Annotated in this window: 23 protein-coding genes and 2 tRNA genes; 11 read left to right on the forward strand and 14 right to left on the reverse strand. The window is 73.5% G+C overall.

Annotation, left to right across the window (positions count from 1 at the left end; genetic code table 11):
* Nucleotides 1-38: 38 nt before the first annotated feature.
* The 5 genes from AB0P35_RS14870 to AB0P35_RS14890 form a co-directional block, all read right to left on the reverse strand.
* Nucleotides 39-860, reverse strand: a complete 822-nt coding sequence (locus AB0P35_RS14870) for an ABC transporter permease (RefSeq protein WP_363510621.1) — start codon at nucleotides 858-860, stop codon at nucleotides 39-41.
* Entirely contained in the window at nucleotides 857-1,831 is a 975-nt protein-coding gene (locus AB0P35_RS14875) for an ABC transporter ATP-binding protein (protein WP_363510624.1), read from the reverse strand. The genes AB0P35_RS14870 and AB0P35_RS14875 overlap by 4 nt, the downstream gene beginning before the upstream one ends.
* 170 nt (nucleotides 1,832-2,001) lie before the next feature.
* Nucleotides 2,002-2,074: transfer RNA gene (locus AB0P35_RS14880), tRNA-Gly, on the reverse strand.
* A 40-nt stretch (nucleotides 2,075-2,114) separates the two neighbouring features.
* A tRNA-Gly gene (locus AB0P35_RS14885) sits at nucleotides 2,115-2,187 on the reverse strand.
* Nucleotides 2,188-2,326: 139 nt separating this feature from the next.
* Nucleotides 2,327-2,644, reverse strand: a complete 318-nt coding sequence (locus AB0P35_RS14890) for an Lsr2 family protein (protein WP_030274670.1) — start codon at nucleotides 2,642-2,644, stop codon at nucleotides 2,327-2,329.
* A gap of 455 nt (nucleotides 2,645-3,099) precedes the next feature.
* On the opposite strand from AB0P35_RS14890, the gene purS reads away from it, so the two are divergent.
* From purS to AB0P35_RS14915, 5 genes are all read left to right on the forward strand, one after another.
* The gene (gene purS, locus AB0P35_RS14895) at nucleotides 3,100-3,360 is read left to right on the forward strand and encodes a phosphoribosylformylglycinamidine synthase subunit PurS (protein ID WP_179419427.1); all 261 of its coding nucleotides are present in this window, start codon (nucleotides 3,100-3,102) and stop codon (nucleotides 3,358-3,360) included.
* Complete coding sequence (gene purQ, locus AB0P35_RS14900; RefSeq protein WP_095873906.1) at nucleotides 3,357-4,034, forward strand: phosphoribosylformylglycinamidine synthase subunit PurQ; 678 nt, start codon at nucleotides 3,357-3,359, stop codon at nucleotides 4,032-4,034. Before purS ends, purQ begins: the two co-directional genes overlap by 4 nt.
* Nucleotides 4,034-6,289 carry a phosphoribosylformylglycinamidine synthase subunit PurL gene (purL, locus tag AB0P35_RS14905; protein ID WP_363510629.1) on the forward strand — a complete coding sequence of 752 codons (2,256 nt, stop codon included), beginning with the start codon at nucleotides 4,034-4,036 and terminating at the stop codon, nucleotides 6,287-6,289. The genes purQ and purL overlap by 1 nt, the downstream gene beginning before the upstream one ends.
* A gap of 67 nt (nucleotides 6,290-6,356) precedes the next feature.
* Nucleotides 6,357-7,169, forward strand: a complete 813-nt coding sequence (locus AB0P35_RS14910) for a sterol carrier family protein (RefSeq protein WP_363510632.1) — start codon at nucleotides 6,357-6,359, stop codon at nucleotides 7,167-7,169.
* A gap of 116 nt (nucleotides 7,170-7,285) precedes the next feature.
* Nucleotides 7,286-9,043, forward strand: coding sequence for a hypothetical protein (locus AB0P35_RS14915; RefSeq protein ID WP_363510635.1), 1,758 nt, complete (start codon nucleotides 7,286-7,288; stop codon nucleotides 9,041-9,043).
* A gap of 51 nt (nucleotides 9,044-9,094) precedes the next feature.
* On the opposite strand, the gene AB0P35_RS14920 is transcribed toward AB0P35_RS14915, so the two are convergent.
* From AB0P35_RS14920 to AB0P35_RS14935, 4 genes are all read right to left on the reverse strand, one after another.
* On the reverse strand, nucleotides 9,095-9,955 hold the full coding sequence (locus AB0P35_RS14920; RefSeq protein ID WP_363510638.1) for a DUF3152 domain-containing protein: 861 nt from the start codon (nucleotides 9,953-9,955) through the stop codon (nucleotides 9,095-9,097).
* 216 nt (nucleotides 9,956-10,171) lie between these two features.
* Entirely contained in the window at nucleotides 10,172-10,744 is a 573-nt protein-coding gene (locus AB0P35_RS14925; RefSeq protein WP_363510641.1) for a hypothetical protein, read from the reverse strand.
* Nucleotides 10,745-10,918: 174 nt separating this feature from the next.
* Nucleotides 10,919-11,332 (reverse strand): DUF3151 domain-containing protein, encoded by a 414-nt coding sequence (locus tag AB0P35_RS14930; protein ID WP_095873912.1) that lies wholly within the window; start codon nucleotides 11,330-11,332, stop codon nucleotides 10,919-10,921.
* 127 nt (nucleotides 11,333-11,459) lie between these two features.
* Entirely contained in the window at nucleotides 11,460-11,912 is a 453-nt protein-coding gene (locus tag AB0P35_RS14935) for a hypothetical protein (protein WP_363510644.1), read from the reverse strand.
* Between the two features lie 394 nt (nucleotides 11,913-12,306).
* Here AB0P35_RS14935 and AB0P35_RS14940 point away from each other — a divergent pair, with 394 nt between their 5' ends.
* Entirely contained in the window at nucleotides 12,307-13,938 is a 1,632-nt protein-coding gene (locus tag AB0P35_RS14940; RefSeq protein ID WP_363510647.1) for a class I adenylate-forming enzyme family protein, read from the forward strand.
* The gene (locus tag AB0P35_RS14945; RefSeq protein WP_095873915.1) at nucleotides 13,935-14,315 is read left to right on the forward strand and encodes a hypothetical protein; all 381 of its coding nucleotides are present in this window, start codon (nucleotides 13,935-13,937) and stop codon (nucleotides 14,313-14,315) included. Before AB0P35_RS14940 ends, AB0P35_RS14945 begins: the two co-directional genes overlap by 4 nt.
* Before the next feature lie 100 nt (nucleotides 14,316-14,415).
* Here AB0P35_RS14945 and AB0P35_RS14950 read toward each other — a convergent pair whose 3' ends face one another.
* Nucleotides 14,416-15,576, reverse strand: coding sequence for an oxidoreductase (locus AB0P35_RS14950; RefSeq protein WP_363510650.1), 1,161 nt, complete (start codon nucleotides 15,574-15,576; stop codon nucleotides 14,416-14,418).
* A 330-nt stretch (nucleotides 15,577-15,906) separates the two neighbouring features.
* Between AB0P35_RS14950 and AB0P35_RS14955 the strand changes: the two genes are divergently transcribed.
* The 3 genes from AB0P35_RS14955 to AB0P35_RS14965 all read left to right on the forward strand — a co-directional run bounded on the left by AB0P35_RS14955 (nucleotide 15,907) and on the right by AB0P35_RS14965 (nucleotide 18,326).
* On the forward strand, nucleotides 15,907-16,551 hold the full coding sequence (locus AB0P35_RS14955) for a ScbR family autoregulator-binding transcription factor (RefSeq protein WP_095873917.1): 645 nt from the start codon (nucleotides 15,907-15,909) through the stop codon (nucleotides 16,549-16,551).
* Between the two features lie 305 nt (nucleotides 16,552-16,856).
* A complete protein-coding gene (locus AB0P35_RS14960) occupies nucleotides 16,857-17,789 on the forward strand; it encodes a ScbA/BarX family gamma-butyrolactone biosynthesis protein (RefSeq protein WP_363510655.1) in 933 nt (310 codons plus the stop codon).
* Between the two features lie 60 nt (nucleotides 17,790-17,849).
* Nucleotides 17,850-18,326 carry a LysR family transcriptional regulator gene (locus AB0P35_RS14965; RefSeq protein WP_363510658.1) on the forward strand — a complete coding sequence of 159 codons (477 nt, stop codon included), beginning with the start codon at nucleotides 17,850-17,852 and terminating at the stop codon, nucleotides 18,324-18,326.
* On the opposite strand, the gene AB0P35_RS14970 is transcribed toward AB0P35_RS14965, so the two are convergent.
* The 4 genes from AB0P35_RS14970 to AB0P35_RS14985 all read right to left on the reverse strand — a co-directional run bounded on the left by AB0P35_RS14970 (nucleotide 18,227) and on the right by AB0P35_RS14985 (nucleotide 22,339).
* Nucleotides 18,227-18,820, reverse strand: a complete 594-nt coding sequence (locus AB0P35_RS14970; RefSeq protein ID WP_095873920.1) for a TetR/AcrR family transcriptional regulator — start codon at nucleotides 18,818-18,820, stop codon at nucleotides 18,227-18,229. The genes AB0P35_RS14965 and AB0P35_RS14970 overlap by 100 nt on opposite strands.
* A 184-nt stretch (nucleotides 18,821-19,004) precedes the next feature.
* Nucleotides 19,005-20,672: an AMP-binding protein gene (locus AB0P35_RS14975; protein ID WP_363510663.1), complete on the reverse strand. Its 1,668-nt coding sequence runs from the start codon at nucleotides 20,670-20,672 to the stop codon at nucleotides 19,005-19,007.
* On the reverse strand, nucleotides 20,669-21,442 hold the full coding sequence (locus AB0P35_RS14980) for a class I SAM-dependent methyltransferase (RefSeq protein WP_363510666.1): 774 nt from the start codon (nucleotides 21,440-21,442) through the stop codon (nucleotides 20,669-20,671). Before AB0P35_RS14980 ends, AB0P35_RS14975 begins: the two co-directional genes overlap by 4 nt.
* A 138-nt stretch (nucleotides 21,443-21,580) precedes the next feature.
* Entirely contained in the window at nucleotides 21,581-22,339 is a 759-nt protein-coding gene (locus tag AB0P35_RS14985; RefSeq protein ID WP_363510669.1) for a helix-turn-helix domain-containing protein, read from the reverse strand.
* Between the two features lie 304 nt (nucleotides 22,340-22,643).
* Here AB0P35_RS14985 and gap point away from each other — a divergent pair, with 304 nt between their 5' ends.
* A complete protein-coding gene (gene gap / locus AB0P35_RS14990; protein ID WP_363510672.1) occupies nucleotides 22,644-23,651 on the forward strand; it encodes a type I glyceraldehyde-3-phosphate dehydrogenase in 1,008 nt (335 codons plus the stop codon).
* Nucleotides 23,652-23,781: the final 130 nt, after the last annotated feature.

Consider the following 23,781-nt stretch of genomic DNA (forward strand, 5'->3'; position numbering starts at 1 on the left):
GACCGGCGGGGGCCGTGCCCCGGGCCCGGTGGCGCGGTTCAGCCGCGCGGCTCCCAGCGGAACCAGCGACGGGCGGCCCAGACGGCGGCGGCGAGCCAGAGCAGGCCGAGGCCCAGGTGCGGCAGGGCCTCCGGCCAGCTGCCCAGGAAGTCGGTGGGAGCGTCGGAGCCGTCGGTGCCGAACCAGCCGAGCCGGATCAGCTGGAAGGCCGGGGTGGTCGGCAGCAGCCGGCAGGCGGTGGCGAGCCCGTCCGGCATGGTCTCCAGCGGGATGAGCAGTCCGGCGCCGAGCTGGGAGACCAGCAGCAGCGGCAGGGTGGTGATGCCGGCGGTCTCCACCGACTTGGTGAAGGCGCTGGTGGCGGCGGCGAGCGCGATCAGCAGGGAGGTGCCCAGCAGCAGGCCGGCGGCCATCAGCACCGGGTTGACCGGGGTGGGCAGATCCAGCCGGGCGGCGCCCACCGCGCCGATCACACCGCACTCCAGCAGGCCGAGGACGACCGAGGGCAGCGCGGTGCCGAGCATGATCTCCAGGTCGCGGGCCTCGCCGGTGCGCAGCCGCTTGAGCACCAGCTCGCCGCGGCGGGCGACGTAGGCGGTGGTGAGGTTGTAGTAGACGACGAAGAGCAGGATCAGCCCGGCCACGCCGTTGACCAGGTTGGCGTGGAGGTCGAGGTTCGGGGTGGTCTCGGCCTGCTGGTCGAGGATGCCCTTGAGGGACACCATCATCACCATCGGCAGGGCGACGGCCATGAAGAGCGCGGTGCGGTTGCGGAGCAGCAGGGTGGCCTCGGTGCGGCCGAGGGCGAGCATGCGGCCGGCGGTGGTGGTGGTCGCGGCGGGCACGGCGGGCACGGTCATCGGGGGCTGCCGATCGTCTCGGGGGTGGCGGCCGCGTCGGCGGCAATGGCGAGGAAGGCCTCCTCGAGGGTGGCGCCGCGGGCCTCGAGGCCGCCGAGCGCGACGCCGTGGTGGGCGGCCCAGCCGAGGAGGTCGGTGAGGTCGGCCTGGAGCTGCGGCGTGCGGACGGTGATCCGGCGGCCCTCGGCGGTGATCTCCGCGGCGGGCAGGGCGGGCAGGCCGATCGCCTCGTACGGGCCGCAGCGCTCCGGGAGTTCGAAGGTGATCCGGGACGGGCGGTCGGCGATGACCTCGGCGACGGTGCCGGTGGCGGCGATCCGGCCCGCGTGCATGATGGCGAGCCGGTCGGCGAGCTCCTCGGCCTCCTCCAGGTAGTGCGTGGTGAGCAGCACGGTGGTGCCCTCGCCGCGCAGCTCGCGGACCAGCCGCCAGACGGCCGCGCGTGCCTCGGGGTCGAGGCCGGTGCTGGGCTCGTCCAGGAAGAGCACCTCGGGGCGGCCGAGCAGGGCGACCGCCAGGTCCAGGCGGCGGCGCTCGCCGCCGGAGAGCTGCTTGACCCGCACCCCGGCCCGGGCGCCGAGGCCGACCAGGCCGAGCGCCTCGTCGACCGGGCGGGCGCCGCTGGTGAGCCCGGCCCAGCCGCGGCAGGTCTCGGCGACGGTCAGGTCACCGGGGAAGCCGCCCTCCTGGAGCATGATGCCGATCCGCGGGCGGACGGCGGTGCGCTCGCGGTGCGGGTCGTGACCGAGCACCCGGACCTGCCCGCCGGTCGGCGCGGCCAGCCCTTCGAGGAGCTCCATGGTGGAGGTCTTGCCCGCGCCGTTGGTGCCGAGCAGGGCGAAGAGCTCACCGCGGTGGACGGTGAGGTCGAGGCCGCGGACGGCGTCGAAGCCGCCCGGGCCGGACGGGCCGTAGCGGCGGTGCAGTTCCACGGCCTCGACGGCGGGCCCGGAGTGGCTGGTGTCCTTCATGCCTCCAGCCTCCCGGCGCCCGACGCGCACGGTCAGTGCGTGCCGTCACCGACTGCCCGTGCGCTTGCACGGGTCGGCGGTGACAAATGTCATCGGGCCGCCGGAGGCCCGGAACGAGCACCGGGAACACGACGAAGGGCCCCCTCTGCGAGGGAGCCCTTCGTACTCGGAGCGGACGACGAGATTCGAACTCGCGACCCTCACCTTGGCAAGGTGATGCTCTACCAACTGAGCCACGTCCGCATGCTGTTGAGTTGTACTGCTGTGTTGCTGGAACACTGCGAGCGGACGACGAGATTCGAACTCGCGACCCTCACCTTGGCAAGGTGATGCTCTACCAACTGAGCCACGTCCGCACGGTGCCTGGGCACCGGCCGCCTTACCCGGCTGCCTTTCGGCCTCCGGTTGCGGCGACGAGAAATACTCTACCCCATCGATCGACGTGCTTGCCCCACCCTTTCCCCGGAGGGGTACCGGGGCGGGGCGTCGGCACGCTCAGTTGGCCTCGGCGAACTGCTCGTAGACGGCCTTGGGGATGCGGCCGCGGGCCGGGAGGTCCATGCCGTGCGACTGCGCCCAGGCGCGAACGGCCTGCGGGTCGGGCGTCAGGGCGGTGCGGCGGAAGGACTTGCCGGTGCGGCTCTGCCGACGGCCGGCCGCGACGAACGGGGCGAGGGCCTCCCGCAGCTTCTCCGCGTTCTCCACGGAGAGGTCGATCTCGTACGACTTCCCGTCGACACCGAAGTGGACGGTTTCTGCGGCAGTGCCGCCGTCCAGGTCGTCGGAGAGCGTGACGACTACACGCTGAGCCATGGGTGTCAATCCTCTCGGGCAATTCGGCCGCCGGGTGCTGGTGTCCGGTGGCCCGTCCGCCGGTGGCGCGCGCATGACGGCATGCGGACATGCCATGCCGAATGACAGCCGCTCGCTGCCGCCGGTCGCCCTATTCTGCACCCAAAGAGGCTGGAAATCGAAGGGCTCGGCATTCCTTTTTTCCGGATATTCACGAGGCTTCACGAGGATGCCGGATAGAGCGGGATAGTCGTGGTCGACATGTCCGGAGTGCCGGTATTCGGGTGTTCTCGGCCCGGTCGGCCGGGCGGGGATTGAATCCGGCGAAATGGGGTGCCCGGGCGGGTCTCGAAGGCCCGGAGCCCTTGTGGCGTAAGGGGCGTTTGTCTACGCGCGTCACCAGGGGCGACCCGCCGAGAGCCCCGAAATCCCAGGTAGTCTGAAGGTCCCCCGCCTTCACGCAATCACCACCGGGAGTGCCAGTGGCACGCGTCGTAGTCGACGTCATGCTCAAGCCGGAGATCCTCGACCCCCAGGGACAGGCGGTGCAGCGCGCACTGCCGCGTCTCGGCTTCGCCGGGATCGCCGACGTCCGCCAGGGCAAGCGTTTCGAACTGGAGCTGGAAGGGCCGGTGGACGACGCCGCGCTCGCCCGCATCCGCGAGGCCGCCGAGAAGTTTCTCGCCAACACCGTGATCGAGGACTTCACCGTCCGCGTCGAGGGAGAGGCGAAGTGACAACCCGCGTCGGCGTCGTCACTTTCCCCGGCTCTCTCGACGACCGCGACGCCCAGCGCGCGGTCCGTCTCGCCGGCGCCGAGCCGGTCGCCCTCTGGCACCGGGACAAGGACCTGCACCAGGTCGACGCCGTCGTGCTGCCGGGCGGATTCTCGTACGGCGACTATCTGCGCTGCGGGGCCATCTCCCGCTTCTCGCCGGTCATGGACACCATCATCGAGCAGGCCCGGCAGGGAATGCCCGTCCTCGGTATCTGCAACGGCTTCCAGGTGCTGTGCGAATCGCACCTGCTGCCCGGCGCGCTCACCCGCAACGACTCGCTGCACTTCATCTGCCGCGACCAGAAGCTGCGCATCGAGAACGCCGACACAGCGTGGACGTCCGATTACGCGAGCGGCCAGGAAATCGTCGTACCGCTGAAGAACGGCGAGGGCCGCTTCGTCGCCGACGAGCACGTCCTGGACGAACTCGAGGCGGAGGGACGGGTCGTGGCCCGTTACCTCGACGTCAATCCGAACGGTTCGTACCGCGACATCGCCGGCATCACCAACGCCGCCGGCAACGTCGTCGGCCTGATGCCGCATCCGGAGCACGCCGTGGAGCCGCTCACCGGCCCGACCACCGAGGGCCTGGGCTTCTTCACTTCCGTCCTGAAGCAGCTGGTGAACGCCTGATGAGCCTCGACACCGTCAAGAACGCCGAGCAGACCCCGGACGCGGCCCAGCCCTGGGCCGAACTCGGCCTCAAGGAGGACGAGTACGCGCGCATCCGGGAGATCCTCGGCCGCCGCCCGACCGGCGCCGAGCTCGCGATGTACTCCGTCATGTGGTCGGAGCACTGTTCGTACAAGAGCTCCAAGGTCCACCTGAAGCAGTTCGGCGAGAAGGCCCCGGAGAACGACGCCATGCTCGTCGGCATCGGCGAGAACGCCGGCGTCGTCGACGTCGGCCAGGGCTACGCGGTCACCTTCAAGGTCGAGTCGCACAACCACCCGTCGTACATCGAGCCCTACCAGGGTGCGGCCACCGGCATCGGCGGCATCGTCCGCGACATCCTCGCGATGGGCGCCCGCCCGGTCGCGGTGATGGACCCGCTGCGCTTCGGCGCGGCCGACCACCCGGACACCCGCCGCGTGCTGCCCGGCATCGTCGCGGGCATCGGCGGCTACGGCAACTGCCTGGGCCTGCCCAACATCGGCGGCGAGGTCGTCTTCGACTCCTGCTACCAGGGCAACCCGCTGGTCAACGCGCTCTGCGTCGGCGTCATGAAGCACGAGGACATCCACCTCGCCAAGGCCTCCGGCCCCGGCAACAAGGTCATCCTCTACGGCGCCCGCACCGGCGGCGACGGCATCGGCGGTGTCTCCGTGCTGGCCTCGGAGACCTTCGACGCCACCGGCCCGGCCAAGCGCCCCGCCGTCCAGGTCGGCGACCCCTTCCAGGAGAAGCTCCTCATCGAGTGCACCCTGGAGATCTTCAAGGAGAACCTGGTCGCCGGCATCCAGGACCTCGGCGGCGCCGGCCTCTCCTGCGCCACCTCCGAGCTCGCCTCGGCCGGCACCGGCGGCATGCGGATCGACCTCGACACCGTGCCGCTGCGCGACAACACGCTCTCGCCCGAGGAGATCCTCATGAGCGAGTCGCAGGAGCGCATGTGCGCCATCGTCGAGCCGGACAAGGTCGAGCGCTTCCTCGCCATCTGCGAGAAGTGGGACGTCATCGCCACCGTCATCGGCGAGGTGACCGACGGCGAGCGCCTGGAGATCTTCTGGCACGGCGAGCAGGTCGTGGACGTGCCGCCGCGCACCGTCGCCCACGAGGGCCCGACCTACCACCGCCCGTACGCCCGCCCGAGCTGGCAGGACGCGCTGCAGGCCGACGCCCCCACCGCCGAGCGGCTCGCCCGCCCCGCCGGCGGCGACGAGCTCAAGGACGCCCTGCTCAAGGTCGCCGGCTCGCCGAACCAGGCTTCCAAGGCCTGGATCACCGACCAGTACGACCGCTACGTGCTGGGCAACACCGTGCTCTCGGTGCCCGAGGACTCCGGCATGATCCGGATCGACGAGGAGACCAACCTCGGCGTCTCGGTCGCCACCGACGGCAACGGCCGCTACGCCAAGCTGGACCCGTACACCGGCGCCCAGCTGGCCCTGGCCGAGGCCTACCGCAACGTCGCGGCCGGCGGTGCCAAGCCGCTCGCCGTCTCCGACTGCCTCAACTTCGGCTCCCCCGAGGACCCGGACGTGATGTGGCAGTTCGCCGAGGCGACCCGTGGCCTGGCCGACGCCTGCCTGGTGCTCGGCACCCCGGTCACCGGCGGCAACGTCTCGCTGTACAACCAGACCGGCGAGACCGCCATCCACCCGACCCCGGTGGTCGCGGTGCTCGGTGTCATCGACGACGTCACCCGCCGCACCCCGATCGGCTTCGGCGAGCAGGGCCAGCTGCTGTACCTGCTCGGCGACACCGAGGACGAGCTCGGCGGCTCGGCCTGGGCCCAGGTCGCGCACGACCACCTCGGCGGCCTGCCGCCCAAGGTCGACCTGGAGCGCGAGCGGCTGCTCGGCGAGATCCTCATCGCGGCCTCCCGCGACGGCATGATCGACGCCGCGCACGACCTCTCCGACGGCGGCCTCGGCCAGGCCCTGGTGGAGAGCTGCCTCAAGGGTGGCAACGGCGCCCGCGTGGTCGTCCCGGAGGGCATGGACCCGTTCGTGTTCCTGTTCTCCGAGTCGGCCGGCCGCGCGGTGGTCGCCGTGCCGCGCAGCGAGGAGGTCCGGTTCAACGACATGTGCGGTGCCCGCGGCCTGCCCGTCGCCCGGATCGGTGTCGTCGACGGCGACGCCCTGGAGGTCCAGGGTCAGTTCACCGTCACGCTGGCGGAGCTGAAGGACGCCCACACCGGCGTCATCGAGGCCCTGCTGGCCTGACCGTCGCACGTCCCGAGGGGCGGCCGGCTCTGCGGAGCCGGCCGCCCTTCGGCGTACGCTGCCGGGTATGCCGACCAAGACCCGCACGTACGACCCGGCCAAGGTGCGCGCCGCGCTCGCCGGGCAGACCGAGGCGCTGCGCGGCGCCGTCCGCGGCCTGACCGCGGATCAGCTCGATCTGCCGACCCGCCTCGGGGACTGGCGGGTCCGGGAGTTGGTGTCCCACCTGGGCATGGTGGTCAGCTGGGTGCCGGCCCACCTGGACGACCCGCTGCCGGAGCAGCCGGCCGTCACCCCGCTCGACTGGGCGCGGAGCACCCGCACCGCCGCCGCCACCATCAACGACATCGCCGAGGAGCTCGCGGCCGGCCCGTTCGCCGGGGCACCCGCCGAGGTGGCCGCCGAGTTCGACCGGCGCTGCGACGAACTCCTCGCGGTCCTCTCCGGCCCGTCCGCGACCGAGGCCGGCCGGCTGATCGCGATGCGCTTCGGCCCGATGCCGCTCGCCGACTTCCTGGTCACCCGGCTGGTGGAGACCGTGGTGCACGCCGACGACCTCGCGGACGCCCTCGGCACCGCCGCCTTCCCGCACGACCGGCAGGCGGTGGCCGCCGCCACCCGGCTGCTCGCCGACGCCTTCGCCGACCAGGCGCCCGGTGGCGCCGTCGAGGTGCGGATCCCGCCGTACGCGGTCGTGCAGGCCGTCGAGGGCCCGCGGCACACCCGCGGCACCCCGCCGAACGTCGTCGAGACCGACCCGCTGACCTGGATCCGGCTGGCCACCGGCCGGCGCGCCTGGCCGGACGCCGTCGAGGCCGCCGAGGTGCACGCCGGCGGCGAGCGCAGCGACCTCAGCGGCCTGCTGCCCGTCCTCGGCTGACACTGCGCCGGCGCCGCCCGCCCGGTCGGCACGGCGGCAGCGGGGTGACGGCCCGTCGGTGCGCCGGCGCTCAGTAAGCTCATGGGTCGTTCACCAAGCTACGAGGGGACCAGGGCATGAGTGACGGCGCGCGTCGGATACCGCCGCTGAGGGCGGGCCGCAGACCGGCCGGACAGGCGCTGCTGGGCTGGCTGGCCGACCCGCGCGCACCGCGGCTGTGCCGCGTCGCGGGCTCTCCCGGCGCGGGCAAGACCCACCTGCTGACCTGGCTCGCCGAGGCCTGCACCGGCGAGCAGGTGCCCGAGCGGCAGCGGGTGGACGCGGTGCTCGCCGGTGATCGGCTCACCGTCGACAGCGCGCTCTGGCTGCTCGGCCGCCGGCTCGGCCACCTGGCGGGCAGCCCGGAGGAGCTGCTCACCGCCATCACCGACGAGGGCCGGCCGGTGGTGCTCTGCGTCCCCGACCTGGGCCGCGCGGTGCACCCCTCCCACCTGGTGGCCAGGCTGCTGAGCCCGCTCGCCGAGTCCGAGCTGGTGCGGATGGTCGTCGAGGCGCCGGACGGCGGCGCGGCGGCCGCCGCCTTCGCCGCGGTGGTGCCGGAGCCCGCCGTCCTGGACCTGGACCGGCCGGAGTGGACCGACCCCGCCCGGTTCGCCGCCTGGGCGGCCGCGGTGGGTGCCGACCCGGCGGGCTACCCCAGCCCCGGCGCGGCCGACGGCACCGCCGGGCGGCCGGCCGAGACGGCGGCGGAGCTGATCGCCCGGGTGCCGCGGCACCCCGACGGCAGCCCCGACCTCGGGGCGGCCGACGCCGCGCTGCTCGGCGACCTGTGGACGGCCGCCGCCAAGGACGGCTCGGTGGCCGGGCTGCTCGCCGACGCCCAACTCCTCAGCCGGGCCGAACCGGTGGCCGTCACCGCGGCCCTGGACTTCGTCAACGGGCCGGTCCCCGACGCCTGGACGGCGGCCGGGCCGGCACTGGTCGGCGAGGACGATCCGGCCGTCCGCGCCGCGGTGCTGCGCACCCGCCTGATCGGCATGGACGACACCGCCGCCGAGCGGCTCGCCGAGGTGCCCGCGCCCTGGCGGGCCGAGTGGGCGATGTGGCCGGGCTCCTCGAAGGGCTGGCCCGGCCCGGTGGCCGGGCTGGCGGTCGGCGGCGGCGCCACCGCGGGGCAGCTGCTGCTGGCCGACCCCGCAGGAGTGGTGCGGACGGTGGACGCGGCGTCGGGGCGGCCGCTGGCCCGGGTCGCCCTGCCGGAGGCCCGGCCGCTGCGCGGGCTGGCCTCGGCCCCGGACGGCACCGTGCTGCTGCTGGACGCGGACGGCACCGCGGCCGTCCTGCCGGACTCCTCCGGCGCCCCCGGCACCCCGGGCGAGGCCGCCGCGGAACAGGCCCTGCAGGCCCTGCGGGCGGCCGTCCAGGGCGAGTTGAGCGCCGTCACCGTATCCGGCGGACAGGGCCTGCCGGCGGTGGCCGACGACGCCGGGACGGTCCACCGCTGCCGGCCCGAGGGCGGCACGGTCGGCGAGAAGCTGCACGAGGGCCCGGTGACCGCACTGGCCGGTACGGCCGCGCTGCTGGTCAGCGGCGGGTTCGACGGCACGGTGCGGCGCTGGGACACCGCCGCCGAGGGCGCGGCCGCCGAGCCGGTCGACCGCCGGGACAGCCAGGTCACCGCCGTCGCCGCGGCGGACACTCCGGCCGGGCCGGTGATCGCGGCCGCCTGGGCGGACGGCCTGGTCCGGCTCAGGGTCCCGGGCGCGGACGCGCCGCTCGATCTGCGGCTGGGCTCGCAGATCTGGGCGCTGGCGCTCGTCGACGGGCTGCTGGCCGCCGGTACCGGGGAGGGCGTGGCGGCGATCCGCTTCTGACGGCGTGAACGGCTGCCGCCGTGGCACCGCCCGGCGGCAGCCGCCGGGCGGCTACGGGACGCTCGGGCCGCTGATGTAGGTGCCGTCCGCGGTGTACGGCCAGGCGTTGGCGACGCAGCCGTTGAGGCCGTAGATCTGCTGCATCATCGCCGGCGCCGGCTTGCCCTTGCCGGGGCAGCCCTCGTGGCCGTGGCCGATCCGGTGCCCGACCTCGTGGTTGACGATGAGTGCCCGGTAGTCGTCCAGCGTGCCGCTGAACTGCGGCGAACCCGTCAGCCAGCGCTTGGAGTTGACGACCACCTGCTTGCCGACGTCGCAGTTGACCTCGCCCTTGGTGTCCAGGCCGGCCGAGCCGCAGATCTGGTCCACCGTGGTGGGCGAGGCCACCTTGACGGTGAAGTCGTACACGCCGTCGGAGACCAGCTTGAAGCCGTTCTTGCCGTCGGCCGTCCAACTGCGCTTGTCGCTCAGGATCGCCTGGACCTGCTGGGCGGCGGCCTGCGGGTCGATGCCGATGCCGTCCTCCACCTCGACCCGGTAGCGGCGGATCGTGCCCTTGCCGACCGCGCCGCCCTTCGAGGTGGCGATGGTGAAGGTGCCCTTGCCCTTCTCGACGACCGTGGTGGGGGTCGGAGTCGGGGTGGGCGTGGGTGTCGGCGTCTCGGTCTTCTGGACGGCCGGTGCGGCGCTGCTGGCCAGCGGCGGGATCGGCCGGGCCTGGGCGGTCGGGCCGCCGGCGCCGGTGTCGCCGCCGCTCCCGATGACCATGAACGCGGTGCCGCCCAGCACCGTCAGTGAGCAGAGCAGGCCTATGCCGAAGGCGGTGCGCCGCCGCGCCCGCCGCCGCCGCTGCTGTCGGGCGCGGCGTCTGCTGGGCGCGGGTGCGTTCCTGGTGGCGGAGGCTGCTCGCACGAGGGGCTCTCTGGTCGACGACGGGACGTGACGGAACGTCATGATGTTGCGCGATCGATACCGTCGATCCACCCTCGCACGCAAGCGGCCCGCATGTCCACATACCCGGTATGCATCGGCTGCCCCGCGCGGGTCGGGCCGGGGCCCCGGGCACGAGTGGAGACGCGCGGCAACCGGAGCCGGTTGCGGGCCGGGCGGGCACCCGGGCCGGCGGCGTCAGCGCAGGTGGAAGGAGCGGGCGGGCCGGCCGCCGGGGGCGAGCTCGACCAGGTGCACCTCGTCGCCGATGGTGATGCGCAGCCGGTCCGGGCCGTCCCAGCCCACCTCGGTCAGCTCCTTCGACGGGTCGTCATCGGTGAACTCGCCGACGTGCCATCGCCGCTCGGCGAGCCCGGTGCCGTCGTCGACGTAGACCCGGCTGAGCGTGTCGATCAGGTCGGGGGCCTCCTCGACCACCAGTGTGCGCTCCGGGCGCCCGGGCGCGGCCTGCCGTACGGTCACCTCGCCGTTCCAGAACAGCCCGAGGAACTGCGCCGCCGGGAGGACCGGGGTCAGCAGAGCGGCCACCAGCACCGTCTCGGCCCGGACGATCCGCGAGCGCGTCCGGCGCACCAGCGCCGCGGTCAGCAGGACGAGCGCGACGGTGCCCAGCACCACCGGGTGGTCGCAGATTCGGGCGACCAGCAGCGGGCCGCCCGAGCGGCCGGCCCACAGGCCGATGCCCAGGACGGCGAGCGCGGCCAGGCCCGCCCAGGCGAGCTGCCGTGTCCTGCGCCGGTGTTCCGTCATGCCGTGCCCGCCCCTGTCGCCGTCCGGTGCCGGCGCACAGTCTGCCGGGCCGACGGGCCGGCCGGGCGGGCGGGTCGGGGCGGGCGAATCCGGGCGGGCGGGGCCTGCCCGGCGGCGGGACCGCCGGGTGTCCGCGGGCGGCCGTGGCGACCGCCCGCGGACGAGTGCGGGCGGTCAGCCCAGCATGTCGGCGGCGGTCGGCGAGCTGTCGCGCAGGAACTGGGCGCAGCGCTCGGCCTCGTCCTTCTCCTCGATGGCGGCGGCGGCCCGGGCCAGGGCGTGCAGGGCGCGCAGGAACCCGCGGTTGGGCTCGTGCTCCCACGGCACCGGGCCGTGGCCCTTCCAGCCGTTGCGGCGCAGCGCGTCGAGGCCGCGGTGGTAGCCGGTGCGGGCGTAGGCGTACGACTCGACGACCCGGCCGGCGGCGTAGGCGTCGTCCGCGAGCTGCGCCCAGGCGAGCGAGGAGGTCGGGAACTTCGCTGCGACCTCGGAGGGCGAGGCGCCCTGGGCCAGCGCCTCCAGCGGACCGGGCTCGGCCGGCAGGTGGGTCGGCGGCGGGCCGCCGAGCAGGTTCTCGTGAATGCTCATGGACTCCAGTCAACCACTGTCGGCCGGGGTGCCCGGGTACCGCCGGGTGGGACGGTACCCGGGCACGGCCGGGGGCGCCGGGCCGGAAGGGGGGTCGGGCCGGCGCCCCGGATGCGGGCCGATGGCGTCAGGCCACGCAGCTCAGGGTGGCGCTGTGCAGCTGGCCGAGGCGGGTGCCGGTGGCGGTGGCGAAGGTGAAGTAGACCTTCACCGTGTTGTTGTTGAAGTTCATGACGTGGCTGACGGTCACGCCGTTGGGCTCGACCCAGCTGGTGAAGTAGAGGCCCCAGCCGACCTGGGCGGTGGCCAGGGTGGCGTCGAAGGTCTCGCCGACGCCGGTGCCAGCGACGGTCACCGAGTGCAGCGAGGTGCCGTCGGCGGAGTAGGTGTTCTTGTAGACGTTCCCGTTGTCGACCGTGATCAGGTAGGTCTTGCCCGCGAACGGGGGCAGGGCGGTGCGGGTGGTGGCGGTCGTCGCGGCTGCGGTGCCGTCGTCGGCGGAGGCCTGGCCGGCGACGAGGGTGGCGCCGCCTGCGGAGATGGCGAGGGCGGCGGCGAGGGCGACGAAACGGCGCTTCATGGGGCTGTTCCTTCCACGGTGGACGCTGGCTTGGCGCGGTGGGACGGTGCCCGGCCGAAGCTACCGACCGCCCGGACGGGGGTGTTGCCGGTCCGCGCACCGGGCGTCGTGGATCCGCGCACGTCGGGCATGTGCCCAGGTGGGAGTGGTTCCGGCAGCTCGGGGGAGGGGCGGCGGGCTCCGCATCAGAGCTGCCGATTGCTGTTGATACCTTCGGGAAGGTTTGTTTCCATCGGGTGGGTGTCCCGACGCGTGCCCGCGCATTCGGCGGCGACCGCATGCAGCGAAGAAGAGCCCGACCTTCCCCAGCGAGACCGCCGGGCAGGTGTTCCGGCGCCCCAACCGATGGATGAACCAGAAGGGCCAACTCCAGCCCACTGGAACGGAGTTCGAGATGATCAAGCTGCAAGACGCCCTGCGGCACGCCGCTGAACGGCCGGACCACGTCGCGCTCGTGGACGGCGGACGCCGGATCACCTGGAGCGAACTGGCCGACGAGATAGCCAAGGTGGCCGGCGGCCTGGCCGCAGTGCTGCCCGAGGGACGGCCCGCCCGCGCCGCCTTCCTCTGCTGCAACGGCTGGGAGCTGGTCGTCACCATGGCCGCCTTCGAGACCCTGGGCGTGCCGATCACCGGCCTCGACTTCGAGGCCGGGCCCGAGGCCACCGCACACGCCCTGGAACAGCTCCGTCCGACCGTCGTGGTCAGCAGCAAGCTGCACCGCCCGCTGCTCATCGCGTCCGGCTGGTCCGACCGCGAGGGCGTCCTGCAGGTCCACCTGCACGGCGTGGGCGAGGAGCTCGCCGCACCCGAGCCGGTCGTCCCCGAGCCGCAGGCCGGCGAGCCGGTGCACTACTCGACGCTGGCCGCCGCGCAGACCGCGGTCACCGCCCCGATCTCCCAACCCTACGAGCACTTCGCGGTGAGCTACGACGCCGCCGGCGACTCCCGGCTGGTGATCCGCCGCCGCTCCTTCGAGGCCCGCCGACTCGCCGAACTGGTCGACGAGTTCGCCTTCGACGAGGACGACACCTACCTGGTCACCGTGCCGATGTACCACGCCTCCAGCCCCGGCTGGGCACGGGTCTTCTTCGCCCTCGGCGGCACCGTGGTGCTCGGCCCGTACCACGACCTCGGCGAGATGTGCCGGCTGATCACCGACGAGGGCGTCACCGCCACGCTGATGGTGCCGCCGGTGCTCTCCCGGCTGCTCGCCCACCCGGCCTCCGCCGAGCTTCGGCGGACCTCCCGGCTGCGCTTCCTGCTCACCGGCGGCCAGCACCTCAACCGCTGGATCGTCAACGAGGCCTGGGACCGCTTCGGCCCCGTCCTGCACCACTACTACGGCTCCACCGAGACCGGCCTGGTCACCCTGCTCGGCCCGGACGAGCTGGCGCTCTCGCCGTGCCGCTCCGGCCGCGCCATGCCGGGCATCGGCATCGCCGTGCTGGACGCCGAGCACCGCCCGCTGCCGCCCGGCGTCCGCGGCCGGGTCGCGGTGGCGAGCTACCAGCTGATGGACGCCTACGGGGACGCCCCCGCGCCGTCCGTGCTGGTCGACCTCGGGGACGGCCAGGGCCCGCGGCCCTTCCTGGTCACCGGCGACGACGGCGTCATCGACTACGAGGGCCGGCTCGAACTCACCGGCCGCACCGGCGGCCCCGTGCGGGCCCGCACCGACGGCGACCGCGACACCGCCTTCTTCGGCCTGGAGACCGAGCTGCTCGACCAGCCGGCCGTCCGCGACCTCGCCGTCCTGCGGGTCACCGTGCCCGACCACGGGCCGGTGCTGGCGGTGCCCTTCGTCCCGGTCGCCCGGGACCTGGAGGCGGCCGCCTACCGGGCGGTCAGCGCGGCCTGCGCCCGCCGCGTGCCGTGGATCTCCGCGCACGTCATCGCGGTCGACGCCATCCCGTACAGCCCCACCGGCACCATCCGCACCGGCGAGCTGCTCACCGAGATCATGCCGCTGGTCAACCTCTACATCCACCTGGACAAGCAGTCAGCTACGGAGATCCCCGCATGACCACGCCGGTTCCGCCGCACACCTCCGACGACCAGCTGGACGAGGCCGACCTCGACACCCGGCTGCTCTCCCTGGAGCGGGCGCTCAGCGAGCTGCCCGCCGCCCGCCAGACCGCCGTCCTGATCGGCGAACTCCCGGACTACGGCGACCTGCTGCTGGTCGCCTTCGTACCGGCCGACGCCCAGTACGAGGAGTCCACCCAACGGGCCGCCCGGGCGGCCTGCGCCCGGCTCGTCCCGGCGCTGCCCGCCCTGGTGATCCCGGTCGACGACATCCCGTACACCCTGGACGGCGAGCTGCGCGGGCAGCAGCTCTTCGACGAGATGCTGCCGCAGATCGCCCGCGACATGCTGCTGCCCAAGGAGATGTCGGCCTGACCGGACTCCCCGGCGCGGGTCGCGCCCCCGCGCCGGGGCACGCGGTCCGGGGACCGGCGGGGGCGCGAAACCCCGCCGGTCCCCGGACCGTTCCCGCATGTCAGCCGGCGAAAGCGGCCAGGCCCGTCCGGGTGTACTCGGCCGCCGCGGCGTCCCAGTTGAGCGCGCCGTGGGCGGCCAGCGAATGGACGTCCCGCCAGGCCCGCTGGAGCGCCGAGTCCGGCCACTGGGCGGCCACCCCGCCGGCCCGGAACAGTCGCTCCACCGCCGAGACGGTGAGTTCGACCGCCAGCGCGGTGTCCCGCAGGTTGCGGCCGACGGCGCGGTCGCCGACCGCTCCGGTGTCCGCCCGCAGCGCGGCGTCCGCCAGCAGCGAGGCGGCGATGTCGATCTCCGCGGAGGCCCGCGCCATCACCTCGCACCGGGCCGGGCTGACGGCCGGTCCGCCGGGCCCGTGGGCGTCCGCCAGCGGCGCCGCCCAGGCCTTCAGCGCGCCGCGCGCCGCCCCCACGGCGGGCGCGGCGAAGGCGAGCCCGGCGACCAGCCGCGGCGGCACGCCGTGGCAGCGGGCCCGGTCCGTCGCGGCGGACGCCCGCACGAGGTCCATGAAGCCGACACAGCGGTGCGGTGGGACGGCCAGCGGTTCCGCCACGCTCACGTCGTGGCTGCCGGTGCCCCGTAATCCGTTGCTGTGCCAGGTGTCGTGGACCGTGACCGCCGCCCGGGGGACGGCCACGATCAGGAAGTCGCCCGGCAGGGCCGCCGGGTCGGGCAGTGCGAGCAGCACCCACACGGCCTGCCGCACCCCGCTGACGCACCGCCAGTTACCGGTGATCAGCGCCCCGCCGTCGGCCGTGCGCTCCAGCCGGCCGGTCGGGGGGACGAGGGCGGCCGCGATCGGGACGTCCGGGGAGTCGCCCCAGATCTCCTGCTGGCCGGCCTCCGGGAGGAAGGCGGCCAGCCGCCCGTGGGCCGCCTGCAGGGCGGCGCACCAGGCGGTCGAGGTACAGCCCTCCGCCAGTGCGGCGGTCGCCGCCACCAGCTCGGTGAAACTCCCTTCGGCACCGCCCCAGCGGCGCGGGACGAAGTGGCGGGCGAAGCCGGAGCCGGTCAGCCGCTCGGTCAGTGCGGCGTCCAGGCCGCGCAGCCGGTCCGCCTCGGCGGCCTGGCGGAAGGCGTCCGGCCGGAGCGACTCGGCGGCCGCGGTGAGGGATCCGGGCAGCCCGGCGTGCCGGGCAGTGGTGCACGGATCGTCCAGCATGCTCAACTTTTCTCCCCCTGTCGTGGACTGGCGTCACGTGCCGGGACGACGCCGGCCGCTCCACGGCCACCGGCCTGCACCGGCATGCCCGGACGCCCCGGAGGATGCGGGCGGATCGGGCCGGGACGTCGTCGTCGACGAGGACAGCGTGGCCGACCGGGCCCGGTCACGGAAGGAGGCCGCAACCTCCTTTGCGGACGCGGGAGTTCCGGGACACAGGTGCGTGGCCGGGTGCTGTCGTACGGCAGAATATTGGGAACATACCTTCGTGACGTTATGATTCGCGCGAAACTCCGGCACGACCGTGCCGGCACCCCTGGAGGTTGAGCCATGGCGGCCAGCGGGAATCCGGTCAGCAGCAGGAGCCGGGGTACGGCGGCGGGTCGGAGTGCTCCGGCCCTGAAACAGGCACGGGCACTGCGTACCCGGGCGACGGTCCTGGAGGCCGCCGCCGCACTCTTCGCCCACAAGGGCTTCAAAGTCGTCACCATGCAGGAGATCGCCGAGGAGGCCGGTGCCACCAAGGGGGCCGTGTACTTCCACTTCCCGAACAAGGAGGCGCTCGCCGCGGAACTGGTCGGCAGCTTCTACGCGGCCGCGCCGAAGACCACCGAGGCGCTGGCCGACCCGGACCTCAAGCCCCTGGAGACCGTCCGGCGGCTGACCATGGAGACGGCCCACCGGGTCCGCGACGAGGTGGTGGCGCAGGCGGCCGTCCGGCTGCAGACCGAGCGCATGATCACCGACGCCGAGCTGCCGCTGCCGTTCATCGACTACATCGCCGTCTACACCCTGCTGCTCGAGCGGGCCAAGGAGAGCGGTGAACTCCCGCCGCACGTCTCGGCGGCGTCGCTCGCGCGCACCATCGTGGCGTCCTTCTTCGGCGTCCAGCACGTGTCGTGGATCCTGCACGACCGCGCCGACGTGGTCGACCGGGTCGAGGAGCTGCTGGACCTGCTGCTGCCGCCGAGCTGACCGCTCCGCACACTGCGCCCCGGCGGGGGTCGCGGACTCTCGCGCCGGTCTGCGCGGAGCTGCGGCCCCCGCTTTTCCCTTGTGGGGAAAGGGACTTGGGAGACGGTCAAAGCTTGGCAACATACCTTCCCGGAGGTATATTTTCTTTCGGTCCCAGCGTCGGACCCTGGCCAGTGCCCTGTCGTTCACAGCCCCGTGGGGGAAGGCTCGCGATGGACACCTTTGCACCAGATCAGCTGACCTATCCGACCTCCGGACTGCTGCCGCGACAGCGGAGCGCCGCAGATCTCGACTTCCATCGAACGGTGTCGCGCAAACTGGTCCACAAGGCCGCCGTCTCGGAGGTGTTCCTCACCGACTCGGCCAGAGCCACCGCGGACAGCTACCTGCTGGCCGCGCAGTGGCCCCGCGACCACGCGGTGTTCCAGCCCGGGCCGGGCGGCACCGCGGACAGCATGGTCGTCATCGAGACGGTCCGGCAGGCCACCATGTTCACGTTCCACGAGTACTACGGCGTTCCGCTGGAACTCCCTTTCGTTGCCAAGAGTTTCGACTTCGAGCTGACGGACGACCGGGCGGCCCGGGCCGCCTTCGGGGCACCGCAGGAGGTCACCCTCGACCTGGTCGTCGACATCCCCGCCGGGCACCGTCCCGGCCGGCGGATGCCGTTCCAGACGCACACCGTCGTCCACGCCGGTGCGGGCCGCCCCTGCGCCCGGGTGACCATCGGCGGCGAGATCCTCGACCCGGCGCTCTACCGGCGGCTGCGGGCCGCCCGCCCGGCCGCCGCGGACCTCCCGGCGGACGGGGCCGGCGGCCCGGTCGCGGCCACCCCCGCCCAGGTCGGCAGGCGGCGCCCCGACGACGTGGTGCTGCTGACCGCCCAGCCGGGCGACGGTGCCCGCTGGCGGCTCCGGGTGGACCAGGGCCACCCCACCTTCTTCGACCACGGATCCGACCACGTCCAGGCGGTGCTGCTGCTGGAGGCCCTCCGTCAGGGCGGCCTGCTCGCGGACCCCGCCGCCGGGGACGCCTCGCACGAGGTCCTCACCGGCCTGCGGGTCGAGTTCCACGCGTACGGCGAGTTCGGCACGCCGATCCTCCTCGACGCCCGGGCGACCGGCGGAGAGGGCGGCGCCCGGACCGTGCGCGCCACGGCGGCCCAGGCGGGCCGTCCGATCGCCCAGGCGGACCTCGTGTTCCGCCGCGCCGCCCTGCCCGGCGGCCCCACGTCCTGACGGACCGTCGGGTGCGTCCAGCACTGCCCGTGCCCGTCGGCCCGCTCCGAAGGAGTCCTGATGGAACTTCAGCATCTGCGTTCGTTCCTCGAGGTGTCGAGCGAGATGAGCTTCACCCGGGCCGCCAAGAAGTTGAACTACGCGCAGTCCAGTGTGACGGCTCAGATCCAGCACCTTGAGGCCTCGCTCGGCGCCGTGCTGTTCGACCGGCGCGGCCGGCGCATCGCGCTCACCGAGAGCGGCCTGCGGCTGCGCCCGGTGGCGGAGCGCATCGTGGCCCTGGCCGACCTGGCCCACCGCGAGGTGGCCGGGGCGGGCGACCGGCACTCCGGCCGGGCCGTGGACCGGCCGGTCGCCGAGGCGGCCGCGCAGGCGCTGGGGCGGGCCGCCGAGCCCCGCCGGGCGGGGGTCCGGCTGCCCGCCCAGCGCGGGCGGCTTCAGCTCACCCAGCGGGCGCCCAGGGCGGGCAGCAGCACGTCCCAGGACGAGCGGACCCGGGTGATCAGATCCAGCTCCTCGCGCACCGACCCGAGGTAGTGCGCACCGAAGATCACGGTGGTCATCAACTGGGCCACCGGCTCCGGCGGGTAGTCGGAGTCCATCTCGCCACGCTGCTGCGCCTGGACCACCAGGCGCAGCAGCGTGCGTTCCACGTCCGACACGAACGCCGGCGTCCGCTTGGTGGACTGGGCCTCTTCCAGCAGCAGCCGCAGGGCCGCGTTGACCCGGATGTCGCGGTGCAGCCGGGCGACCAGCGCGCAGGTCACGTTCTTCAGGGTCTCCACCGGCGAGTCCGGCGTGTCGCCGACTCCGTCCTCGATCAACTTCCATGCGTCGTCGAGGTGTTGGACGAGCGCTGCGGCCAGCTCCTCCTTGGAGGCGAAGTGGCCGTACAGGGCTCCCTTGGTGACGCCGGTGCTCTGCGCCACATGGCCGAGGTTGGTGTTGGCGTAGCCGTGGGCGGAGAACTCCTTCGCCGCGGCGTCCAGTACCGCCTCGTACGTCCTCCTGGCCCGCTCCTGCTGTGCCATCGGCTTCCTTCCCGTTCAGCCTCGTTGCCCGTGAACTCACGTACCGCAGTCCATGGTTCGAAGGCAAACCCTTCCTCCGGACCCCCGTCTTTCGTCCATTCCCTCTCCATAAACACGCGAGCGGCTCTCGGTCTTCGGGTGTCCGGACCAAGAGCCGCTCGTTGCCGTGCTTCCGGCGGGGGTGTCAGGCCCTGGTGCCCGGTCCGCCGGGGGTGCCGGCCTCGTAGCGCTTGCGCAGTTCGGCGCGGCGGAGCTTGCCGATGCCGGTCTTCGGCACGTCCTCGCGGGCCAGGGTGACCACCCCGCCGAGGCGCACGCCGTACCGCTCGGTGACCAGGTCGCGGATCCGGCGGTCGGCCTCGTCGGCGCCGGCGGTGCCGCGCGGGTGGTAGAAGACCACCAGCTCCTCCTCGCCGCCGGCCGCCGTGCACGGCGAGACGATGGTGAACGAGGGCTCCACGAAGGGGAGTTCCTCGACCAGTGCCTCGATCTCGTGGCCGTGGTACTCGGCGCCGTTGAGGGTGATCAGGTCGTCCACCCGGCCGGTCACGGTGAGGATGCCGTCCTCGATCACGGCGAGGTCGCCGGAGCGGAACCAGCCGTCCTCGGTGAAGGACTTCGCGTTCTGCTCCGGGTTCTCGTAGTAGCCGGAGAACACCGGGGCGCCGGTCACCTGGAGCCGGCCGACGGTGCCGGCCGGCAGCAGCCCGTCGTGCTCGTCCACGACGCGCAGCAGCACGCCCGGGTGCGGGCGGCCGACCGGGACGAAGCGCTCGTCGCCCATGGTGTCCGGGTCGAAGACGAAGTCGACGATGCCGGCCGAGGTCTCCGACATGCCCCAGCCGGGGTGCATCGAGGTGCGCGGCAGGCCGAACGGGGCCAGCAGGTCGAGGAAGCGCCGGATCACCCGGGCCTTGACCGACTCGCCGCCGTTCATGATGTAGCGCAGGCTGCGCAGGTCCCAGTCGCGGCCGGCGATCTCCTCGGCCCGGTCGTTGACCAGGCCGAAGGCGAAGTTGGGCGCCCAGGTGGTGTCGCAGCCGTGCCGGGAGATCTGCTCGAACCAGCGGGTCGGGTCCGCCAGGATCCACTCGGTGCGGGCGTGCACCTGGGTGCAGCCGAGCAGCACGTCGCGGGCGTGGAACATGACCAGGCCACCGATGTGGTCGAGCGGCATCCAGTTGAAGGACCGGCTGGTCACGTCCAGCCGGCGGACCTCGGCGGTGGCCGTCGAGCGGGCCAGGATGTTGCGGTGGGTCAGCGCGACGGCCTTCGGCACACCGGTGCTGCCGGACGTCAGCAGCAGCACGGCGAGGTCGTCGGCCCGGGCCGGGTGCAGCTCCTCGGCCGGGGCGTGGCCGCTCAGCTCGCCGGTGCGGCCGAGCCAGCTACCCGCCTCGGCCATCGCCGGACTGGCGGCGGCGCCGTCGTCGCCGACCACCACCCAGGGGTGCTGGTAGCCGGCCCAGATCCACTCCAGCTGCTGGGCGGCGGCCTCCGGGGCGTCGGTGCGGCCCGGCGGCACCGGGATCGGCACCAGGCCGCCGAGGACGGCCGCCCAGAACGCGGCCAGCAGGTCGGACTCCTCGCGGATCTGCAGCAGCACCCGGTCGCCCGGGCGGGCGCCGCCCGCGCGCAGACCGGTGAGGATCCGCCGGGCGCCGTCCAGCAGCTCGGGGTACTCGAGCACCGTGTCGGAGCCGTCCGCGCGGACGAAGTGGATGCGGCCGGCGTCGGGCCGGGCAGAGGCGCGCTGCAGCGCCTCGCCGAGGTTGCAGACCGGGAGCTCGGGCGCCGGGCCGCCGTCCAGGACGGCGGAGGGCAGGGTGCAGGTGTCGGTGGGGGCGGTCATGCGGCGGCCTCCTCGCCGGTCGCGGCGGCGCGGGCGACGAACAGCAGCGGGCCGCGGCCTATCCGCGGGCCGGGCTCCTTGCGGAAGCCGCCGTACTCGGCGACCACCTCGAAGCCGGCGTCCACCAGCAGGTCGCGCACCTCGGGGGCGGTGAAGACGGTCTGGTCGAAGAAGTTGGCGTACATCGAGACGGTGCCGTCGCCGTCCCGGGCGATGATGGTCTCCTCGTTGCGCCAGACCGCCCGGTGGGCGTGCACGGACTGCCGGGCCAGCCGGGTGACGAGCAGCCCGTCGCCCTGGTGGTGGGCGATGATGTTCGGCTGGTAGCCGTCGACGAAGTTCAGCAGGTGGCCGATGTCCACGACGACGTGGCCGCCGGGGGCGAGCCAGCCGCGGACCGACTCCAGCAGCTGCCGCAGCTCGGCGCGGTCCAGCTGGTTGAGGGTGCTGAACAGGCTGTACACCAGGTCGAACTGCCGGTCGGTGGTGTACTCCTCGGCGCGGGTGCGCACGTAGTCGACCGGGGCCGCGCCCGCCGCCGCGGGCTTCGAGGCGGCGTACTCGGTGAAGGCGGCGCTCTGGTCGAGGCCGGTACCGGCGTGGCCCAGGGCGGCCAGCGCCCGCAGGTTGGCGCCGGTGGCGCTGCCGATGTCGAGGACCGACCCGCCGGGCGGCAGGTACGAGGCGAGGAACTCGGTCTCGGCGGCGAGATCGCGGAAATCCTTGCGGATCACCTCGTAGAACTCGCCCGGGTATTCGAAGCTGGACAAGGAGAGGGCCTTTCGGTCGGGACCGGCGGGCGCCGGTCGTCCCGGGTCGATCGGGTGTCTGTCGGACGGCGGTGCGGGCGGTGCGGCGGGACCGGCCGGGTGTGCGGTGGCCGGCCGGTCCCGGTCGGGCGGCCTGCCTCAGGCGGCGTCGGTCAGGCGTGCGTGGTCACGGCGGTACTCGCGCGGCGAGATGCCGTAGCGGTCGCGGAACAGCCGGCTGAAGTGCGAGGCGCCGTACAGGCCGGAGCGCTCGCCGATCATCGCGATGGTCAGGTGGGCGAGCCGCGGGTCGCGCAGCTCCGTGCAGCAGCGGTGCAGCCGCTCGTCGCGGATCCAGCTGGCAGGGCTCTGCCCGTGGTCCTGGAACAGCTTCTGCAGGTAGCGCAGCGAGATGTGGTGGTGCTGCGCGAGCATCTCCGGCTTCAACTCCGGGTCGGCGAGCCGGCTGCGCGCGAAGTGCTTGATCCGCTGCAGCATGGCGCGGCGGGCCAGGCCCGAGCTGCGGGCCGGCCGGGGCGAGTCCGGGTCGCGGTCCATGTAGTCGGCGCAGGCTTGGGCGACCAGCCCGGTGATGCCCCGGGCCAGCAGTTCGGCGGTGCGGTCGGAGGGCAGTGCGCCCTGGTCGGCGAGCTGGCGCAGCAACTCGGGGACGGCCAGCGGGTCGGAGAGCGGACAGCTCACCCGCAGGTAGGTCTCGCCCGCGCGGGTACGGTGCTGGGAGACCCGGAGGTCGTCCCCGGTACCCTCCGGGGCGGCACCCTCGACGACCGCGATCCGGACCTTGCCCAGGCTGACCTCGCTCACGTTCTCCAGGGCCGGCGGCGCGGGCTGCTCCGCCGGCCGCCGTACGGCCGCACCGTTCTCGGTGTGCCCGCTCTCGGTGGGCAATGCATCCATGGCTCCCCCGCAAGGACTTGAGGCCGCGTTTGCTGACACCCGGTCCGCTCCGGGAGGGCGGACCCCTCCATCATGGAAACATACCTTCTGGAAGGTATGCGGTTTTCATCGGCAGCAGTGATGCCGGGCCCGCTGTGAAGCACTCCGGCCGGATCGTGCGCGCCCCCGCCACAAGCCGTGCGCGTTCCGACAAGTCGCCCGGCCGCGGCCCGCCTAGCGTCGGCGGTACAGATCAGTGCCGGGCGCGCGGATCACCGGCGCTGCGCGCGCCCCCCTGTGCACCCACCCAGAAGGGGCCCCACCCGTGGCAATCAAGGTAGGCATCAACGGATTCGGCCGGATCGGTCGGAGCTTCCTCCGCGCCGCACTTGAGCAGAACGCCGACATCGAGGTCGTGGCGGTCAACGACCTCACCGACGCGGCGACCCTGGCCCACCTCCTGAAGTACGACAGCACGCTCGGCAAGCTGCCGGTGCCGGTGACCGCCGGCCAGGGCGAGATCGTCGTCGACGGCCGCAGCATCCGCGTCACCGCCGAGCGCAACCCGGCCGACCTGCCGTGGGCCGAGCTGGGCGTCGACGTGGTCGTGGAGTCCACCGGTGTCTTCACCGACGCCGAGAAGGCCAAGGCGCACCTCGCGGCGGGCGCCCGCAAGGTGATCATCTCGGCCCCGGCCACCAACCAGGACCTCACGATCGCCATCGGCATCAACGACGCGGCGTACGACGAGTCCGTCCACAGCGTCGTCTCCAACGCCTCCTGCACCACCAACTGCCTCGCCCCGCTGGCGAAGGTCCTCCACGACGGCCTGGGCATCGAGCAGGGCCTGATGACCACCGTGCACGCCTACACCCAGGACCAGAACCTGCAGGACGGCCCGCACAAGGACCTCCGCCGGGCCCGCGCCGCCGCCGGCAACATCGTGCCCACCAGCACCGGTGCCGCGAAGGCCATCGGCCAGGTGCTGCCGGAGCTCAACGGCAAGCTCGACGGCTACGCGCTGCGCGTCCCGGTCGTCGTCGGCTCGGTCACCGACCTGACCGTCACCGTCGCCCGCGACACCACCGTCGAGGAGGTCAACGCGCTGTTCGCGAAGGCCGCCGAGGGCGCGCTGGCCGGCGTCCTGCGCTACACCGACGAGCCGCTGGTCTCCAACGACATCGTCACCGACCCGGCGTCCTGCATCTTCGACTCCGGCCTCACCAAGGTCATCAACGGCCGGACGGTCAAGGTCGCCGGCTGGTACGACAACGAGTGGGGCTTCTCCAACCGCGTCGTCGACACCGTCCTGCTGATCGGCAAGCACGCCTGACCGGCGCCGCCGACCGCGGACGCGGGCCGGACGCCCGGGGCGAACCCCGGGTGCCCGGCCCGCGTCCGTGAACCCACCGCACCCGGCGGCGACCCGCCGCACCGGGCCCGGACACCCGCACAGAGAGGGC

The organism is Kitasatospora sp. NPDC085879, from assembly GCF_040686255.1.
Classification (GTDB): Bacteria; Actinomycetota; Actinomycetes; order Streptomycetales; family Streptomycetaceae; genus Kitasatospora.

Excerpts from the sequence above, each read along its gene's own strand:
- AB0P35_RS14965 (WP_363510658.1), top strand. The coding sequence starts at position 17,850 with ATGGAACTTCAGCATCTGCGTTCGTTCCTCGAGGTGTCGAGCGAGATG.
- AB0P35_RS14970 (WP_095873920.1), bottom strand. The coding sequence starts at position 18,820 with ATGGCACAGCAGGAGCGGGCCAGGAGGACGTACGAGGCGGTACTGGAC.
- AB0P35_RS14915 (WP_363510635.1), top strand. The coding sequence starts at position 7,286 with ATGAGTGACGGCGCGCGTCGGATACCGCCGCTGAGGGCGGGCCGCAGA.
- AB0P35_RS14930 (WP_095873912.1), bottom strand. The coding sequence starts at position 11,332 with ATGAGCATTCACGAGAACCTGCTCGGCGGCCCGCCGCCGACCCACCTG.
- AB0P35_RS14935 (WP_363510644.1), bottom strand. The coding sequence starts at position 11,912 with ATGAAGCGCCGTTTCGTCGCCCTCGCCGCCGCCCTCGCCATCTCCGCA.
- AB0P35_RS14975 (WP_363510663.1), bottom strand. The coding sequence starts at position 20,672 with ATGACCGCCCCCACCGACACCTGCACCCTGCCCTCCGCCGTCCTGGAC.
- AB0P35_RS14940 (WP_363510647.1), top strand. The coding sequence starts at position 12,307 with ATGATCAAGCTGCAAGACGCCCTGCGGCACGCCGCTGAACGGCCGGAC.
- AB0P35_RS14955 (WP_095873917.1), top strand. The coding sequence starts at position 15,907 with ATGGCGGCCAGCGGGAATCCGGTCAGCAGCAGGAGCCGGGGTACGGCG.
- AB0P35_RS14875 (WP_363510624.1), bottom strand. The coding sequence starts at position 1,831 with ATGAAGGACACCAGCCACTCCGGGCCCGCCGTCGAGGCCGTGGAACTG.
- AB0P35_RS14890 (WP_030274670.1), bottom strand. The coding sequence starts at position 2,644 with ATGGCTCAGCGTGTAGTCGTCACGCTCTCCGACGACCTGGACGGCGGC.
- purL (WP_363510629.1), top strand. The coding sequence starts at position 4,034 with ATGAGCCTCGACACCGTCAAGAACGCCGAGCAGACCCCGGACGCGGCC.
- AB0P35_RS14945 (WP_095873915.1), top strand. The coding sequence starts at position 13,935 with ATGACCACGCCGGTTCCGCCGCACACCTCCGACGACCAGCTGGACGAG.
- AB0P35_RS14925 (WP_363510641.1), bottom strand. The coding sequence starts at position 10,744 with ATGACGGAACACCGGCGCAGGACACGGCAGCTCGCCTGGGCGGGCCTG.
- AB0P35_RS14950 (WP_363510650.1), bottom strand. The coding sequence starts at position 15,576 with ATGCTGGACGATCCGTGCACCACTGCCCGGCACGCCGGGCTGCCCGGA.
- AB0P35_RS14870 (WP_363510621.1), bottom strand. The coding sequence starts at position 860 with ATGACCGTGCCCGCCGTGCCCGCCGCGACCACCACCACCGCCGGCCGC.
- AB0P35_RS14985 (WP_363510669.1), bottom strand. The coding sequence starts at position 22,339 with ATGGATGCATTGCCCACCGAGAGCGGGCACACCGAGAACGGTGCGGCC.
- AB0P35_RS14910 (WP_363510632.1), top strand. The coding sequence starts at position 6,357 with ATGCCGACCAAGACCCGCACGTACGACCCGGCCAAGGTGCGCGCCGCG.